This window comes from Flavobacterium sp. B183 (assembly GCF_023539155.1).
Lineage (GTDB): Bacteria > Bacteroidota > Bacteroidia > Flavobacteriales > Flavobacteriaceae > Flavobacterium > Flavobacterium tructae.
Map to the genome: position 1 here is coordinate 360,081 of NZ_CP097434.1, position 15,623 is coordinate 375,703.

23 protein-coding genes are annotated in these 15,623 nt (G+C 34.5%); 1 reads left to right on the plus strand and 22 read right to left on the minus strand.

The genetic code is table 11. The features are described 5' to 3' along the window. Positions 1-53 precede the first annotated feature (53 nt). Entirely contained in the window at positions 54-419 is a 366-nt protein-coding gene (locus M4I44_RS01665) for a CoA-binding protein (RefSeq protein WP_070907885.1), read from the minus strand. A 154-nt stretch (positions 420-573) separates the two neighbouring features. Between M4I44_RS01665 and M4I44_RS01670 the strand changes: the two genes are divergently transcribed. Further along, complete coding sequence (locus M4I44_RS01670) at positions 574-1,203, plus strand: MarC family protein (RefSeq protein ID WP_017495001.1); 630 nt, start codon at positions 574-576, stop codon at positions 1,201-1,203. A gap of 77 nt (positions 1,204-1,280) precedes the next feature. On the opposite strand, the gene ctlX is transcribed toward M4I44_RS01670, so the two are convergent. The 21 genes from ctlX to rplE form a co-directional block, all read right to left on the minus strand. Continuing rightward, the gene (gene ctlX / locus M4I44_RS01675; RefSeq protein ID WP_017495002.1) at positions 1,281-2,216 is read right to left on the minus strand and encodes a citrulline utilization hydrolase CtlX; all 936 of its coding nucleotides are present in this window, start codon (positions 2,214-2,216) and stop codon (positions 1,281-1,283) included. A gap of 71 nt (positions 2,217-2,287) precedes the next feature. Beyond that, the gene (locus tag M4I44_RS01680) at positions 2,288-3,202 is read right to left on the minus strand and encodes a dimethylarginine dimethylaminohydrolase family protein (protein WP_070907887.1); all 915 of its coding nucleotides are present in this window, start codon (positions 3,200-3,202) and stop codon (positions 2,288-2,290) included. 66 nt (positions 3,203-3,268) lie between these two features. Further along, complete coding sequence (locus M4I44_RS01685; protein ID WP_017495004.1) at positions 3,269-4,546, minus strand: citrate synthase; 1,278 nt, start codon at positions 4,544-4,546, stop codon at positions 3,269-3,271. Positions 4,547-4,704: 158 nt separating this feature from the next. After that, positions 4,705-5,997, minus strand: coding sequence for a phosphopyruvate hydratase (gene eno / locus M4I44_RS01690; RefSeq protein ID WP_017495005.1), 1,293 nt, complete (start codon positions 5,995-5,997; stop codon positions 4,705-4,707). 102 nt (positions 5,998-6,099) lie between these two features. Beyond that, entirely contained in the window at positions 6,100-7,218 is a 1,119-nt protein-coding gene (gene carA, locus M4I44_RS01695) for a glutamine-hydrolyzing carbamoyl-phosphate synthase small subunit (RefSeq protein ID WP_017495006.1), read from the minus strand. 249 nt (positions 7,219-7,467) lie between these two features. After that, positions 7,468-7,956, minus strand: coding sequence for a 50S ribosomal protein L17 (rplQ, locus tag M4I44_RS01700; protein ID WP_017495007.1), 489 nt, complete (start codon positions 7,954-7,956; stop codon positions 7,468-7,470). A 36-nt stretch (positions 7,957-7,992) separates the two neighbouring features. Next, the gene (locus tag M4I44_RS01705; protein WP_026109818.1) at positions 7,993-8,985 is read right to left on the minus strand and encodes a DNA-directed RNA polymerase subunit alpha; all 993 of its coding nucleotides are present in this window, start codon (positions 8,983-8,985) and stop codon (positions 7,993-7,995) included. 21 nt (positions 8,986-9,006) lie between these two features. Beyond that, the gene (rpsD, locus tag M4I44_RS01710; protein WP_008464326.1) at positions 9,007-9,612 is read right to left on the minus strand and encodes a 30S ribosomal protein S4; all 606 of its coding nucleotides are present in this window, start codon (positions 9,610-9,612) and stop codon (positions 9,007-9,009) included. Between the two features lie 91 nt (positions 9,613-9,703). Beyond that, positions 9,704-10,087 carry a 30S ribosomal protein S11 gene (gene rpsK / locus M4I44_RS01715; protein ID WP_007803677.1) on the minus strand — a complete coding sequence of 128 codons (384 nt, stop codon included), beginning with the start codon at positions 10,085-10,087 and terminating at the stop codon, positions 9,704-9,706. Between the two features lie 8 nt (positions 10,088-10,095). Further along, on the minus strand, positions 10,096-10,470 hold the full coding sequence (gene rpsM / locus M4I44_RS01720) for a 30S ribosomal protein S13 (protein ID WP_012022478.1): 375 nt from the start codon (positions 10,468-10,470) through the stop codon (positions 10,096-10,098). A 2-nt stretch (positions 10,471-10,472) separates the two neighbouring features. After that, entirely contained in the window at positions 10,473-10,589 is a 117-nt protein-coding gene (ykgO, locus tag M4I44_RS01725; protein WP_002987490.1) for a type B 50S ribosomal protein L36, read from the minus strand. Between the two features lie 12 nt (positions 10,590-10,601). Continuing rightward, positions 10,602-10,817: a translation initiation factor IF-1 gene (gene infA, locus M4I44_RS01730; protein ID WP_007136545.1), complete on the minus strand. Its 216-nt coding sequence runs from the start codon at positions 10,815-10,817 to the stop codon at positions 10,602-10,604. Positions 10,818-10,824: 7 nt separating this feature from the next. Continuing rightward, positions 10,825-12,171 (minus strand): preprotein translocase subunit SecY, encoded by a 1,347-nt coding sequence (secY, locus tag M4I44_RS01735; protein ID WP_017495008.1) that lies wholly within the window; start codon positions 12,169-12,171, stop codon positions 10,825-10,827. Positions 12,172-12,184: 13 nt separating this feature from the next. Then, on the minus strand, positions 12,185-12,637 hold the full coding sequence (rplO, locus tag M4I44_RS01740) for a 50S ribosomal protein L15 (RefSeq protein ID WP_017495009.1): 453 nt from the start codon (positions 12,635-12,637) through the stop codon (positions 12,185-12,187). Between the two features lie 11 nt (positions 12,638-12,648). Next, entirely contained in the window at positions 12,649-12,831 is a 183-nt protein-coding gene (gene rpmD, locus M4I44_RS01745) for a 50S ribosomal protein L30 (RefSeq protein ID WP_017495010.1), read from the minus strand. Positions 12,832-12,843: 12 nt separating this feature from the next. After that, positions 12,844-13,368: a 30S ribosomal protein S5 gene (rpsE, locus tag M4I44_RS01750; protein ID WP_085950926.1), complete on the minus strand. Its 525-nt coding sequence runs from the start codon at positions 13,366-13,368 to the stop codon at positions 12,844-12,846. 3 nt (positions 13,369-13,371) lie between these two features. Beyond that, entirely contained in the window at positions 13,372-13,722 is a 351-nt protein-coding gene (rplR, locus tag M4I44_RS01755; RefSeq protein ID WP_017495012.1) for a 50S ribosomal protein L18, read from the minus strand. 11 nt (positions 13,723-13,733) lie between these two features. Then, positions 13,734-14,276, minus strand: coding sequence for a 50S ribosomal protein L6 (rplF, locus tag M4I44_RS01760; RefSeq protein WP_017495013.1), 543 nt, complete (start codon positions 14,274-14,276; stop codon positions 13,734-13,736). 18 nt (positions 14,277-14,294) lie between these two features. Continuing rightward, a complete protein-coding gene (rpsH, locus tag M4I44_RS01765; protein WP_017495014.1) occupies positions 14,295-14,693 on the minus strand; it encodes a 30S ribosomal protein S8 in 399 nt (132 codons plus the stop codon). Between the two features lie 104 nt (positions 14,694-14,797). Further along, entirely contained in the window at positions 14,798-15,067 is a 270-nt protein-coding gene (gene rpsN, locus M4I44_RS01770; RefSeq protein ID WP_008464305.1) for a 30S ribosomal protein S14, read from the minus strand. Between the two features lie 3 nt (positions 15,068-15,070). Beyond that, positions 15,071-15,622, minus strand: coding sequence for a 50S ribosomal protein L5 (rplE, locus tag M4I44_RS01775; RefSeq protein ID WP_017495015.1), 552 nt, complete (start codon positions 15,620-15,622; stop codon positions 15,071-15,073). Between the last annotated feature and the right edge of the window lies 1 nt (position 15,623).

A 15,623-nucleotide genomic window follows, 5' to 3' on the forward strand; every position in this document is an offset into this window, starting at 1 on the left:
CTGATCCGATTAAAAATGAATTCCTCAATGTTCTGAGGTCAAAAACAAAAAACTTAATACTGATTTGTAGCCAATAAAACTAAAGTACAGGCCACTTCTGCCTTGATATTGTTTAATTCTAACAATTGATAAAATTCCGGATTCTCTGCTCCTGGATTAAAAACAACTCTTTTAGGCTGCGCTTCTATAATATAATTGTAATATTCGCGCTGACGGGCAGGATTTAAATACAACGTAACAGTATCAATATTTTTTACCGGAATTGTTTTTGTATGAATCTTCACGCCGGCAACTTCGCCTCTGTTCTGACCGATTGCCAATACAGTATGTCCTTTTTCAACCAGCATATTTATAGCTTTAAAAGCGTAACGTTCCGGTTTTGTAGTAGCACCAAGAACAAGGGTTTTCTTATTTCTCATTATTTTTAAATATACTGCAAAAGTAATCAAAAAGAATGAGCTTATTTTAGGTTATCTTTTTAGAATTAAAAGCAATAAAAAAAACAATATCCTTACATGATCTTAGTCCGAAGTTTTAAAAAATGTCTATTTTTACGGCACTAACCTAAACTCTATGGATTTATTCATTTATTTATTTGCCGCACTGTTTTCAGTATTAAACCCTATCGGCACCGTGCCTATTTTTGTTGGACTAACGCAACACGATTCTCAAAAAGAACGTTCCCGAATTTCACTTTGGACTGCTATTAATGTTGGAATCATTTTATTGGTCTCCTATTTTATCGGTCAATATGTTTTGACTTTTTTTGGAATAAGCATTGATGCTTTAAGAATTGCGGGCGGAATCGTAATTGTAAATTCCGGTTTTTCTTTACTTTCGGGAAAATTCAATAAAAAACGAGGAATCAATAAAAAAATCGAAACGGACGCACAACAAAGAAACGACATCGCTTTAACACCTCTTGCAATACCAATGCTTGCAGGACCAGGATCAATGTCTCTATTAATTGCTTTTTATCAGGAACACCACGGAATAAACGAAATTATAATTTCATGTTCAGCTATCCTGGCAATTGCATTTACAATTTTTGCAATCCTTAAAAGCGCTCATTATTTAGCGCGCATACTTGGTGCTTCAGGAATTGTAGCTATTTCCAGAATTGTCGGTTTTATTGTAATTTCTATTGGAATTCAATATATCGTTAGCTCCATCATCAATATTATTAAAGGAAACTTGATGTAAACACTATCAACATACATCTAATAAAAAAGGGGATAAAATATAAATTTTATCCCCTTTTTTATACTTAACCGTTCTATTTAACTTCTTGGCAAAAATACTTCAGCCATCATACAGCGGGCACTTCCACCCCCGCAAGCTTCAATAGTATCCAAGCTGGAACTTAAAATTTCCGCATGATTTTCTAATTGTGCAATTTGTTTCGGAGTCAAACTCTGATGTGCCGATGCGCTCATTACAATATACCTCTTATCATTTGTACCTCTAACTTCCAGCATATTTCCGGCAAAATTATTTACCTGTGCTTCGGTAATTAGAATAACTTCCTTTTTATCCGCTTTTAGATTTTCAAGAACCATTTTACGTTCTTTTTTATCATCGATACTATCTGCACAGATAACAGCGAATGTTTCACCCAAACACATCATTACATTCGTATGATAAATCAATTTACGTTCTCCGTCAACCGTTTGAAAAGCCTCAAAAATAACCGGAGCATAATCAAAATCTTCACAGAATTCGATAAACAACTCTTCATCTGCACGAGGAGACAAAGCGCAATACGCTTTTGCATTTGCTCTATCCAAAAGCAAACTTCCGGTTCCTTCTAAAAAGTAACCATCTTCTTCTGCCGATGTATAGTCAACTATATTTGAGATTTCAAAGCCTTTCTCTTCAAGCACATCTAAAATATCTTCACGGCGCTCCTGACGACGATTCTCCGCAAACATCGGATATAGTGCTACATCTCCATTTTCATGAAATGAAATCCAGTTATTTGGAAAAATACTATCCGGGGTATCGGTTTCTAAAGTATCTTCAATAACGGTGACATCAACTCCAACCGCTCTGAGTTTTTCAACAAAAGTATCGAACTCCTGTTGTGCTTTTGCATTTACCGTACTTGGTAAAAGTCCGTCTAATACTTTTTGGTAATAATTATTTACTGCCGTTTGCTCATTCATTCTGAAAGCTACTGGCCGAATCATTACGATTGCATTTGTAGTTTGTTTCATTTTATATGTTTTTTTGTTTCAAGTTTCAGGTTTCATGTTAACGAACGTGAAACCTGAAACTTAAAACTTTTTTAGTCTCTTATTAATGGTAAAGTGGAACATCTCAACAATCCCTCCTGCTTTGCAATTTCTGCGTATGGAATTTCCTCTACAATAAAACCATTAGCACGCAACCAATTGTTCAGACGGGTAAAATTCTTTTCGGAAACTACTACATTATCGTCGATCGAAAATACGTTTGAAAACATATTATACATTTCGTCTCTTTCGATATGAAACAAATTTTCTTTTCCAAAAAGGTTCACCAAATACAAATAATCTGCTTCTTCACGGAAACCTCTCTTGTAGATAATTCCTTTATCTTTTCCAACCGGCTGAAAACAGCAATCAAGGTGTAAGGCATTGTCGCGAGCTTCTAATTTAGATTTCACCAAATCAAATTCTTTGACAATTTTATTAGGAAACATTTTCCTTAAATATTCAACACCATGCATATTAGTTCTTGCCGTAATGTAATCTTTGTAATCACTTCCTTTATAAGTTCCAATAAACACATGATCATTCCACAACATCACATCTCCACCTTCAATATGAACTTCTTCCGGTGGGCGAATTACTTTTAACGGATCCATCTGGTCGATTACGTATTGAATTGCATCCAACTCACGCTCTCTGTCAGGCAGAATATTAGATTTCACGAAAGTATCATCTATCACAAATCCTATATCACGGGCAAAAATCTGATTGTAACTCTCAATCATTTCCGGACGATATACTTTTACATCATATTTTTGAAAAACAGCATTAAAAGCATCCATTTCGACAATCATATCTTTTTCGATTGGATAAGTCCCGGCTTTAATATGTTCCAATGATTTAGGATCATAAGCTTCCTCTAAAGATGGAGTTGGCCCATTATGAACTGCAGAACCCAAAACTACTGCCCGCAGTCTTGACGTTTCGTTCTTTATATTTAATTGCAACATAACTATATTGTATTTTGGGCAAAGATAAAAAAAGCTTCACAGGTTAAGTGAAGCTTTAATTTTTTTTTATTTGTTTGACTTAAAGTCTCTCAATGGATGTCCAGTATAAACTTGTCTTGGACGGCCAATTGGCTCTTTGTTCTCACGCATTTCTTTCCATTGCGCAATCCAGCCTGGTAGTCTTCCAATAGCAAACATTACAGTAAACATATCTGTTGGTATTCCTAATGCTCTGTAGATAATTCCAGAGTAGAAATCAACATTAGGATATAAATTTCTTGATTTGAAGTATTCGTCTTCAAGAGCTGCTGACTCTAATTTTTTAGCGATTTCTAAAATAGGATCTTCTACACCTAATGTATCTAATACTTCTTTAGCCGCTTTTTTGATGATTTTCGCTCTAGGATCGAAGCTTTTGTAAACTCTATGACCAAATCCCATTAAACGGAATGGATCATTTTTGTCTTTTGCTTTTGCTAAGAATTTATCCGTATCTCCACCATCTTTGTTGATTTCCTCTAACATTTCAAGTACTGCCTGATTTGCACCACCATGTAAAGGTCCCCAAAGCGCAGAAACACCTGCAGAAATAGAAGCAAATAAACCAGCATGAGAAGAACCTACCATTCTTACTGTTGAAGTAGAACAATTCTGTTCGTGATCAGCATGAAGAATAAATAATTTGTCTAATGCATCAATCACAATTGGATTTGCAGAGTATGGTCCTGTAGGCAGTTTAAACATTAACTGCATAAAATTCTCTACATAACCAGTTGTATTGTCATAATAATTCAACGGGTACCCCATAGATTTTCTATAAGTCCATGTTGCAATTACAAGAAATTTACCCATTGTTTTACAAATGGCTTCGTACATCTCTTTTTCATTTTCAACATTTACTGCTTTTGGGTTGAATGCCGTTAAAGCGCTAGTCAAAGCAGACAAAACGCCCATTGGGTGAGCCGTTTTTGGAAAACCGTCAATGATATTTTTCATTTCTTCGTTTACCAAAGTATGCTTTTTAATACCATTTTCAAATTGCTCTAATTCCTTAGCAGTCGGTAATTCCCCAAAAATTAAAAGGTAAGATACTTCTAAGAAACTTGCTTTTTCAGCCAAATCTTCAATTGAATATCCTCTGTAACGTAAAATCCCTAATTCTCCATCTAAGAAGGTGATTTCACTCTTACAAGAACCAGAGTTTTTGTATCCCGGGTCTAAAGTAATAATACCAGTTAAATCACGTAATTTGTTAATATCGATAGCTGATTCATTTTCACTCCCCGTGATTACCGGAAGTTCAATTTTTTGACCATCTACTTCTAATGTAGCTATTTTTGACATAATATATCGGAAATAAATCTTATAAAATAATAATTTATCAAATCTAATGAATTTAAGACTAATTAAAAAAAGAATCCTGCTATGAATTTGTTAAAACTCCAAAAAAAAACCATCTGCCGCAGCAGATGGTTTAAATTGAATATATATAACTCTTACAATTATTTAATTTTAAAAGCATTTAAGCCAGGAAAATAAGCTGTACTTCCTAATTCTTCTTCGATTCTTAACAATTGATTGTATTTTGCCATACGATCAGAACGTGAAGCTGAACCTGTTTTAATCTGTCCACAGTTTAAAGCAACCGCTAGGTCAGCAATTGTATTATCTTCTGTTTCTCCTGAACGGTGAGACATTACTGAAGTATATCCAGCATTTTTAGCCATGTTCACAGCAGCAATAGTTTCAGTCAAAGTACCAATTTGGTTTACTTTTACTAAAATTGAATTAGCGATCCCTTTTTCAATTCCTGTAGACAAACGAGCTACGTTAGTTACGAACAAATCGTCACCTACTAACTGAACTTTATCTCCAATTTTATCCGTTAAGTATTTCCATCCATTCCAGTCATCTTCATACATACCGTCTTCGATAGAGATAATTGGATATTTAGCAGCCAATTCAGCTAAATAATCAGCTTGCTCTTCTGAAGTTCTGATTTTTCCGGTTTCTCCTTCAAATTTGGTGTAATCGTATTTTCCGTTTACATAAAACTCAGAAGCAGCACAGTCAAGTGCAATCATAATTTCGTCACCGAAAGAATATCCAGCCTTTTCAACTGCCAATTTGATAGTATCCAAAGCATCTTCAGTACCTCCGGCCAAGTTTGGCGCAAAACCTCCTTCATCACCTACAGCTGTACTTAAACCTCTATCGTGTAATACTTTTTTTAAGCTATGGAAGATTTCAGTTCCCATTTGCATAGCATGTGTAAAAGAAGTCGCTTTTACAGGGAAAATCATAAACTCCTGAAATGCGATAGGTGCATCAGAGTGAGAACCTCCGTTGATGATGTTCATCATTGGTACTGGCAACGTGTTAGCAGAAACTCCACCAACATATCTGTATAATGGTAACCCTAATTCATTAGCAGCAGCTTTTGCAGCAGCCAACGAAACTCCTAAAATAGCATTAGCTCCTAATTTAGATTTGTTTGGAGTACCATCCAAGTCAATCATTAACTGGTCGATTGTATTTTGTTCGAAAACAGAAGTACCAACTAATTCTTCAGCAATAACAGTATTTACATTGTTCACTGCATTTAAAACTCCTTTTCCAAGATAAGCTTTACCTCCGTCACGTAATTCAACAGCTTCATGCTCTCCTGTTGATGCTCCAGATGGAACAGCTGCTCTACCTAAAACACCATTTTCAGTTACTACATCAACTTCAATAGTAGGATTACCTCTGGAATCAAGAATTTGTCTAGCGTGAACTTTAATTATAATACTCATTATTTTTATTTTTTTATTAATAAATTATATTTTTTTTTCGAAATTATAAAAATATTTAATAGCAAATACGCATTTAACTCATTAAACAGCTTTATTTATTAACTACATCGTTTTAGCAGCAGCTTCTTTTATATTCTCGACAAACTGATCGAATAAATAAGATGAATCGTGAGGTCCCGGACTTGCTTCAGGATGGTATTGTACTGAAAAACAATTCTTATTCTTCATGCGCATACCTGCAACCGTTTCATCATTTAAATGCAAATGTGTAATCTCCAATTCAGGGTGATTATCCAACTGCTCTTTGTTTACAGCAAATCCATGATTTTGAGAAGTTATTTCACCTTTACCTGTAATTAAATTTTTCACGGGGTGATTGATTCCACGATGACCATTAAACATCTTATACGTTTGAACACCATTTGCCAAAGCAATTACCTGATGTCCTAAACAAATTCCAAACAGCGGTTTATCATTTGCTAAAATTTCTTTTGCCACTTCAATAGCTCCAAAAAGCGGATCCGGATCTCCGGGACCATTAGACAAAAAGTATCCATCCGGATTAAATTCTGCCAAATCTTTATACGTTGAGTTATATGGATACACTTTAATATAACAATCTCTTTTAGCTAAATTTCTTAAGATATTCTTTTTTATCCCAAGATCTAAAGCTGATATTTTGTAGGTAGCATTTTCATCACCAAAAAAATAAGGCTCAGTAGTTGAAACTTTTGATGCCAACTCCAAACCTTCCATGTTAGGCACATTTGCCAATTCTTTTTTCAAATCTTCAATCGAAGTACCATCTGTACAAATAACAGCATTCATAGCCCCATTGTCACGAATATAACTTACAAGAGCTCTGGTATCAACATCAGAAATACAGATTAAGTTTTGTTTCGTAAAATAATCTTCCAGACTTCCGGAAGCATCTTCTCTGGAATAATTAAAGCTAAAATTTTTACAAACCAAACCGGCAATTTTGATGCTTTCTGATTCAACTTCAGAATCATTAACACCGTAATTTCCAATATGAGTATTAGTCGCAACCATTATTTGACCAAAATAAGAAGGGTCTGTAAAAATCTCCTGGTATCCGGTCATTCCCGTATTAAAACAAACCTCACCAAAAGTCTTACCGCTAATTCCGATAGATTTTCCGTGAAAAATAGTCCCATCACTAAGTAATAAAATGGCGCTTTGTCGTGTTGTGTATTTCATTCTTTAATTTGTATTGTTTTTTAATTGTTTCATGAAATCCCCGATAGGTTTTTCAATTGTAATTAGATATTTTGCAAATTTACTTCTTTAAAAGAGTGCCTCCAAGATTTTTTAAAACTTTCCTCTCTAAAAATAAAACCAATAAAGTCAGATCAGTTAAATTTTAATTTCACTCCAAAAAAATCAAAAAAAAAGGATAAACTAAAAATTAGTTTATCCTTGATTTCTATAGAATCATTACTTTCATAATTATTCAGAAGCTTCAGTAGTCGTTTCTGATTCAGCTGCTGGAGCTTCAGGAGTACCTTCAGCTTTTTTAGCTTTTCCACCACGACGGCTTTTTGCTTTTTTAACTTCTTTTTTACCTCCATTGTAAAGTTCGTTGAAATCTACAAGTTCGATCATTGCCATATCAGCATTATCTCCTAAACGATTTCCAACTTTAATGATACGAGTGTATCCTCCTGGACGGTCACCAACTTTAGCAGCTACGTCTCTGAACAAGTCAGTTACTGCATATTTGCTACGTAAGTAAGCAAAAACAATACGACGGTTGTGAGTCGTATCTTCTTTCGATTTTGTAATTAAAGGCTCAACGAATTGTTTAAGCGCTTTAGCTTTAGCAACAGTAGTGTTAATACGTTTGTGCTCGATAAGAGAACAAGCCATATTAGCTAACATAGCTTTTCTATGTCCAGTCTGTCTGCTTAAGTGATTGAATTTTTTTCCGTGTCTCATTGCTATTTTAAATTTAACCCGCCGTAGCGGATTGAATTATTCTTTATCTAATTTGTATTTAGCTAAATCCATTCCGAAAGTTAAATTCTTCACTGCAACAAGTTCATCAAGTTCAGTTAAAGATTTTTTACCAAAATTACGGAATTTCATTAGGTCATTTTTATTGAACGATACTAAATCACCAAGTGTATCAACTTCAGCCGCTTTCAAGCAATTTAATGCTCTCACAGATAAATCCATATCAACAAGCTTAGTTTTAAGCAATTGTCTCATATGCAATGACTCTTCATCATACGATTCTGTTTGTGCAATTTCGTCAGCCTCGAGTGTAATTCTTTCGTCAGAGAACAACATGAAGTGGTGAATTAAAACTTTAGCAGCTTCAGTAAGAGCATCTTTAGGATTAATAGAACCATCAGTTTTAATTTCAAAAACTAATTTTTCATAATCTGTTTTTTGCTCAACACGGAAGTTTTCAATTGCATATTTTACATTTTTTACCGGAGTAAAAATAGAATCTGTAAAAATAGTTCCAATTGCAGCATTCTGTTTTTTGTTCTCCTCAGCAGGAACATATCCTCTACCTTTTTCGATTGTTAAATCGAAGTTCAATTTGATTTTAGAATCTAAATTACAGATAACAAGGTCTGGATTCAAAACTTGGAAACCTGAAATAAATTTTTGAAAATCACCTGCTGTCAATTGATCTTTACCGGAAACAGAAATTGTAACTGCTTCATTATCGATATCTTCAATTTGACGTTTGAAACGCACTTGCTTTAGATTAAGGATAATTTCGGTAACATCTTCAACAACACCTGAAATAGTAGAAAACTCATGATCTACACCTTCGATACGAACAGATGTAATTGCATAACCTTCTAATGCTGAAAGCAAAACTCTTCTAAGTGCATTACCAACTGTCAATCCGTAACCAGGTTCTAAAGGTCTAAATTCAAATTTACCTTCAAAATCGGTTGAATCGATCATGATAACTTTATCGGGCTTTTGAAAATTAAATATTGCCATAAATTTCGACTAAGTCAATTATTATTTGTTGTACAACTCTACGATTAATTGTTCTTTAATGTTTTCTGGAATTTGTAGTCTTGCAGGCACAGAAACGAAAGTTCCTTCTTTAAGATCATTGTTCCAAGTAATCCATTCATAAACATGACTTGAATTTGACAAAGAACGTTCGATAGCTTCTAAAGATTTAGATTTTTCACGAACTGCTACTTTATCACCAGGCTTAAGGTGGTAAGAAGGAATATTTACAACTTCACCATTAACAGTAATGTGTCTGTGAGATACGATTTGACGCGCACCTCTTCTAGATGGAGCAATTCCCATTCTAAAAACAACATTATCTAATCTTGCTTCACATAATTGTAATAAAACTTCACCAGTTACTCCTTTAGTTGCTGACGCTTTTTCGAATAAATTTCTGAATTGTTTTTCTAAAATTCCGTAAGAATATTTAGCTTTTTGCTTTTCCATTAACTGAACAGCGTACTCAGATTTTTTTCCTCTTTTTTTAGCCATCCCGTGTTGTCCAGGTGGGTAATTTCTTTTTTCGAATGATTTATCATCTCCGAAGATTGCTTCGCCAAATTTACGAGCGATTTTGGTTTTAGGACCAGTATATCTTGCCATTTTAAAAAAAATTTAAGGTAGAGATTATGAATTCAGGTCTAATCCTTCGATAATCTATGCTCTACCTTGTTTATACTATGAATAAATAAAATTAAACTCTACGTCTCTTTGGAGGACGACATCCGTTGTGAGGCATTGGAGTAACATCGATAATCTCAGTAACTTCAATTCCACCGTTATGAATAGAACGGATAGCAGACTCACGTCCGTTTCCTGGTCCTTTTACATAAACTTTCACTTTTTTAAGTCCTGCCTCAAGAGCTACTTTACTACAATCTTCTGCTGCCATTTGAGCTGCATACGGAGTGTTCTTTTTAGAACCTCTGAAACCCATTTTACCAGCTGAAGACCAAGAAATAACTTCACCTTTCTTATTAGTCAAAGAAATGATAATGTTGTTGAAAGTGGCAGAAATATGAGCTTCACCCGTTGATTCAACGATAACTTTACGTTTTTTTGCAGTTGCTTTAGCCATATTACTTATTATTTAGTTGCTTTTTTCTTGTTAGCAACAGTTTTTCTTTTACCTTTTCTTGTTCTAGAGTTGTTTTTAGTTCTTTGCCCTCTTAACGGAAGACCAGATCTATGACGGATACCTCTGTAACAACCAATATCCATTAAACGTTTGATGTTTAAAGAAACTTCAGAACGTAATTCTCCTTCAATTTTGTAAAATGAAACTGCATCACGAATTGCTCCGATCTCGTCATCATTCCAATCTTGAACTTTTTTATCTTGGCTAACTTGAGCTTTTTCTAAAATCTCAATAGCTCTACTTTTTCCTAATCCAAAGATGTAGGTAAGTGCGATAACACCTCTCTTATTTTTTGGGATATCTACCCCTGCTATTCTTGCCATAATTATCCTTGTCTTTGTTTAAATCTAGGATTCTTTTTGTTTATTACGTACAATCTCCCTTTTCTACGCACGATAATGCACTCGGCACTTCTCTTTTTTACTGATGCTCTAACTTTCATAGTGAATATCCTTTAATATCGATAAGTAATTCTTGCTTTTGACAAATCGTAAGGACTCATTTCCAATTTCACTTTATCACCAGGTAATAACTTGATGTAATGCATACGCATTTTACCGGAAATATGAGCAATTACAATATGTCCATTTTCTAACTCTACACGGAACATCGCATTTGATAATGCTTCGATGATTGATCCGTCTTGTTCTATTGCTGATTGTTTTGCCATAAATATATTAAGCTACCGCTTTTCTATTTTTACCAGTCTTCATTAAACCATCATAATGTTTGTTTAACAAGTATGAATTGATTTGTTGAATAGTATCTATTGCAACTCCAACCATAATTATTAATGAGGTACCTCCAAAAAACATTGCCCAAGATTGTTGTACATCCATAATACTTACAACAATAGCTGGGAACACAGCAATCAAAGCAAGGAATAAAGATCCTGGGAAAGTTATTAAAGACATCACTTTATCAAGGAAGTCTGAAGTTTCAGCTCCCGGACGAACTCCAGGAATAAAACCACCACTTCTTTTTAAATCATCGGCCATTTTGTTAGTAGGAACAGTGATTGCAGTATAAAAGAATGTAAATACAATAATTAAAGTTGCAAATACAAAATTGTACCAAAATCCGAACATATTACTAAACGCACCAACAATAGATTGTGATGTGTCTGATTTAGACAATCCAGCTACAGCTGCAGGAATAAACATAATTGCCTGAGCAAAGATGATTGGCATAACTCCTGAAGCATTAAGCTTAAGAGGAATCCATTGTCTGTTACCACCAGCTAAATCCTGCTCATAATCTCCAGTTGTCGTACGACGAGCGTACTGAACCGGGATTCTGCGTACTGCCATTGTAAGCAATACACAAGAAATGATTACTAATAACCACACGATAATCTCAATAACTAACAACATTGGACCTCCATTGTTATTGGTAACTCTGGTTGTGAATTCTTGTATAAAAGCTTGCGGTAAGCGTGCTAAAATACCAACCATAATCAATAATGAAATTCCATTTCCAATACCTTTATCTGTAATTTTTTCTCCAAGCCACATAGCAAAAATTGTACCTGTAACTAAGATAATAACTGACGAGAACAAAAATTCAGGTGAATTAAAGCCTAGTAAGAATGCACTTCCAGGCAATGTTCTGTACAAATTATAGATATAAGTTGGACCTTGAACCAGTGTAATAGCTATAGTCAACCAACGAGTGATTTGATTAATCTTTTTTCTACCACTCTCTCCATCGTTTTGAAGTTTTTGCAAATAAGGAATCGCAATTCCCATTAACTGAACAACAATAGATGCAGAAATATAAGGCATAATACCTAAAGCAAAAACTGAAGCTTTAGAGAAAGCACCTCCTGTAAACATGTCCAGGATAGATCCTAAACCATTTTTAGTTTGTCCCGCTAAACCTGTTAACTGAGTTGCGTCAATTCCAGGAAGCGTAACGTGTGCACCAAAACGATATACTAAAAGCAATCCTAATGTAATTAAGATTCTATTTTTCAGTTCTTCGATTTTCCAAACATTACTTATTGATTCAATAAATTTCTTCATCTTAATAGATAAGTTATATAGTTACAGCTTCTCCACCAGCAGCTTCGATAGCAGCTTTTGCAGTAGCGGTAAATTTGTGGGCAGTTACTTTTAATTTTGCTTTCAACTCTCCTCTACCTAAAATCTTAACGATTTCATTTTTGGTAGCTAGACGATTTGCTACGAAATCTGTCATAGAAACAGAATCAGTAATCACACCATTGTCTACTAATAATTGAAGCGTATCTAAATTAACACCTTCGTATTCTTTACGATTGATGTTTGTGAAACCAAACTTAGGCACACGTCTTTGAAGTGGCATTTGTCCTCCTTCAAAACCAATCTTTTTAGAATAACCAGAACGAGATTTTGCTCCTTTGTGACCTCTTGCAGAAGTACCACCTTTTCCAGAACCTTCTCCTCTACCTAATCTTTTATTTTGATTGTGTGTTGACCCTTCAGCTGGTTGTAAGTTACTTAAATTCATAACAGTATTTGTTATTTAGCTTCTTCTACAGAAACTAAGTGTTTAACTTTGTTTATCATCCCAAGGATTGCAGGATTTGAATCATGCTCTACAACTTGTCCCATTTTACGTAGACCTAAAGCTTCCAAACCTCTTTTTTGAGAAAGAGGGCAGTTGATTTTGCTTCTTACTTGTTTTACTAATAATTTAGCCATAATTTCCTTGAATTAACCTTTAAAAACTTTTTCTAAAGAAACACCTCTTTGTTTTGCAACAGTATGAGCGCTTCTCATTTGTAATAAAGCATCAAAAGTTGCTTTTACCACGTTATGAGGATTTGATGATCCTTGAGATTTAGATAATACATCGTGAATACCTACTGATTCAAGAACTGAACGAACAGCTCCACCAGCAATAACTCCTGTACCATGAGAAGCAGGAATTAAGAATACACGTGCACCACCAAATTTACCTTTTTGTTCGTGAGGAACAGATTGTCCGTTCAAAGGAATTTTTACTAAATTTTTCTTAGCATCTTCTACTGCTTTCGCAATTGCTTCAGAAACGTCTTTAGATTTTCCTAATCCATGACCAACTACTCCGTTTTCATCACCTACAACTACAATAGCAGAAAAACCGAAAGCTCTACCACCTTTTGTAACCTTAGTAACACGATTAACACTTACCAGACGATCTTTAAGTTCAAGACCACTTGGTTTTACCAATTCTACATTTTTGTATTTAGACATAATATATTAGAATTTAAGTCCAGCCGCTCTTGCGCCTTCTGCTAATGATTTAATACGACCGTGGTATAAATATCCACCTCTGTCAAAAGTGATGGTATCAATCCCGGCTTTTAACGCTTTCTCTGCAACTAGTTTTCCAACAGCAGCAGCTACTTCAACGTTAGTACCTTTTCCTATTTCTTTTTCTCTTGAAGATGCAGCTAATAAAGTAACTCCATTTACATCATCAATAAGTTGAGCGTAAATTTCTTTGTTACTTCTAAATACAGATAGTCTTGGGTTAGCAGCAGTACCACTAATCGATTTTCTAATTCTGAATCTAATTCTCTGTCTTCTATCAGATTTTGTTAATGACATAATCTTATTTTTTAAGCTGATTTACCTGCTTTTCTTCTTAATACTTCACCCACAAATTTAACACCTTTTCCTTTGTATGGCTCAGGCTTACGGAAACCTCTGATTTTCGCAGCAACCTGACCTAAAAGTTGTTTATCAAATGATGTTAATTTTACGATAGGGTTCTTTCCTTTTTCAGATATTGTTTCTAAACTTACTTCTGGAGCAATTTCTAAAACAATATTGTGAGAATATCCAAGAGCTAAATCTAACTTTTGACCTTGGTTTGAAGCTCTATAACCAACTCCAACTAATTCAAGTTCTTTTGTAAAACCTTCAGATACACCAACAATCATATTACTGATTAAAGATCTGTACAATCCGTGTTTTGCTCTTTGGTCTTTATGATCAGACGATCTTTCAACTTGTACTTGATCGCCTTCAACTTTTACAGTTACGTCCGAAAACTCCTGAGATAGTTGACCTTTTTTTCCTTTTACTGTAATGATACCGTCTTTAACTTCTACAGTTACGTCAGCAGGGATTACAATTGGGCTTTTACCTATTCTTGACATCTTATTTAGTCTTTAAAATTAGTATACGTAACAAATTACTTCACCACCTACATTTAATTGTTTCGCTTGTTTTCCAGTCATAAGACCTTTTGAAGTTGAAACAATAGCAATTCCTAATCCGTTAAGGATTCTTGGTAATTTGGCAGCACCTGCGTATTTACGTAAACCAGGTTTACTAATTCTTTGGATATCTTTAATTACAGGCTCTTTAGTATCTTTATCATACTTCAAAGCGATCTTGATTGAACCCTGAACAGAGTTGTCTTCAAATTTGTAACTCAAGATATAACCTTGATCAAATAAGATCTTAGTTATTTCTTTTTTTAGATTAGAAGCTGGAATTTCAACAACTTTGTGGTTTGCAGCCACAGCGTTACGAACTCTAGTCAAATAATCTGCAATAGGATCTGTATACATATGTATTTGATTGCGATTATGGTTTTCGGGAGACACCCGTCTCCCGAACCTTTAATCAATTAAAATTATTTTTCGGTTTGCAAAAGTAATAACTTATTGCGAGATTACCAAGAAGCCTTTTTTACTCCAGGGATTAATCCATTATTTGCCATCTCACGGAAAGTTACACGTGAAATACCAAATTGACGAATATAACCTCTTGGTCTACCTGTTAATTTACAACGGTTGTGTAAACGAACTGGTGAAGCATTTTTAGGTAATCTTTGTAAGCCTTCATAATCTCCAGCTTCTAATAAAGCTTTTCTTTTTTCAGCGTACTTAGCTACCGTTTTCTCTCTTTTCACCTCACGGGCTTTCATTGATTCTTTAGCCATGTCTTAATTCTTTTTAAAAGGTAATCCTAATTCAGCCAATAATGACTTTGCTTCCTTGTCTGTTTTTGCAGTAGTAACAAATGTAATATCCATTCCTGAAATTTTGTTTACTTTGTCAATATCAATTTCAGGGAAAATGATTTGCTCTAAAACTCCAAGATTGTAATTCCCTCTTCCGTCAAAACCAGTAGCTTTGATACCACTAAAATCTCTAACGCGTGGCAAAGCAGAAGTAATAAGTCTGTCTAAAAACTCATACATTCTCTCTCCTCGTAAAGTAACTTTTGCTCCAATAGGCATCCCTTTTCTCAATTTGAAAGACGCAACGTCTTTCTTTGAAATTGTAGATACTGCTTTTTGTCCAGTGATCTTTGTTAACTCATCAACTGCATAGTCGATTAGTTTTTTATCAGATACAGCTGCACCAACTCCACGGCTCAAAACGATTTTTTCAAGTTTAGGAACTTGCATTACGTTTGTATATCCGAATTCTTCTTTAAGAGCAGAGATTACTCTACTCTTATATTCTTCTTTTAGTCTAGGTGTATATGCCATT

Excerpts from the sequence above, each read along its gene's own strand:
- M4I44_RS01665 (WP_070907885.1), bottom strand. The coding sequence starts at position 419 with ATGAGAAATAAGAAAACCCTTGTTCTTGGTGCTACTACAAAACCGGAA.
- M4I44_RS01670 (WP_017495001.1), top strand. The coding sequence starts at position 574 with ATGGATTTATTCATTTATTTATTTGCCGCACTGTTTTCAGTATTAAAC.
- ctlX (WP_017495002.1), bottom strand. The coding sequence starts at position 2,216 with ATGAAACAAACTACAAATGCAATCGTAATGATTCGGCCAGTAGCTTTC.
- M4I44_RS01680 (WP_070907887.1), bottom strand. The coding sequence starts at position 3,202 with ATGTTGCAATTAAATATAAAGAACGAAACGTCAAGACTGCGGGCAGTA.
- M4I44_RS01685 (WP_017495004.1), bottom strand. The coding sequence starts at position 4,546 with ATGTCAAAAATAGCTACATTAGAAGTAGATGGTCAAAAAATTGAACTT.
- eno (WP_017495005.1), bottom strand. The coding sequence starts at position 5,997 with ATGAGTATTATAATTAAAGTTCACGCTAGACAAATTCTTGATTCCAGA.
- carA (WP_017495006.1), bottom strand. The coding sequence starts at position 7,218 with ATGAAATACACAACACGACAAAGCGCCATTTTATTACTTAGTGATGGG.
- rplQ (WP_017495007.1), bottom strand. The coding sequence starts at position 7,956 with ATGAGACACGGAAAAAAATTCAATCACTTAAGCAGACAGACTGGACAT.
- M4I44_RS01705 (WP_026109818.1), bottom strand. The coding sequence starts at position 8,985 with ATGGCAATATTTAATTTTCAAAAGCCCGATAAAGTTATCATGATCGAT.
- rpsD (WP_008464326.1), bottom strand. The coding sequence starts at position 9,612 with ATGGCAAGATATACTGGTCCTAAAACCAAAATCGCTCGTAAATTTGGC.
- rpsK (WP_007803677.1), bottom strand. The coding sequence starts at position 10,087 with ATGGCTAAAGCAACTGCAAAAAAACGTAAAGTTATCGTTGAATCAACG.
- rpsM (WP_012022478.1), bottom strand. The coding sequence starts at position 10,470 with ATGGCAAGAATAGCAGGGGTAGATATCCCAAAAAATAAGAGAGGTGTT.
- ykgO (WP_002987490.1), bottom strand. The coding sequence starts at position 10,589 with ATGAAAGTTAGAGCATCAGTAAAAAAGAGAAGTGCCGAGTGCATTATC.
- infA (WP_007136545.1), bottom strand. The coding sequence starts at position 10,817 with ATGGCAAAACAATCAGCAATAGAACAAGACGGATCAATCATCGAAGCA.
- secY (WP_017495008.1), bottom strand. The coding sequence starts at position 12,171 with ATGAAGAAATTTATTGAATCAATAAGTAATGTTTGGAAAATCGAAGAA.
- rplO (WP_017495009.1), bottom strand. The coding sequence starts at position 12,637 with ATGAATTTAAGTAACTTACAACCAGCTGAAGGGTCAACACACAATCAA.
- rpmD (WP_017495010.1), bottom strand. The coding sequence starts at position 12,831 with ATGGCTAAATTATTAGTAAAACAAGTAAGAAGCAAAATCAACTGCCCT.
- rplR (WP_017495012.1), bottom strand. The coding sequence starts at position 13,722 with ATGTCATTAACAAAATCTGATAGAAGACAGAGAATTAGATTCAGAATT.
- rplF (WP_017495013.1), bottom strand. The coding sequence starts at position 14,276 with ATGTCAAGAATAGGTAAAAGCCCAATTGTAATCCCTGCTGACGTAACT.
- rpsH (WP_017495014.1), bottom strand. The coding sequence starts at position 14,693 with ATGTATACAGATCCTATTGCAGATTATTTGACTAGAGTTCGTAACGCT.
- rpsN (WP_008464305.1), bottom strand. The coding sequence starts at position 15,067 with ATGGCTAAAGAATCAATGAAAGCCCGTGAGGTGAAAAGAGAGAAAACG.
- rplE (WP_017495015.1), bottom strand. The coding sequence starts at position 15,622 with ATGGCATATACACCTAGACTAAAAGAAGAATATAAGAGTAGAGTAATC.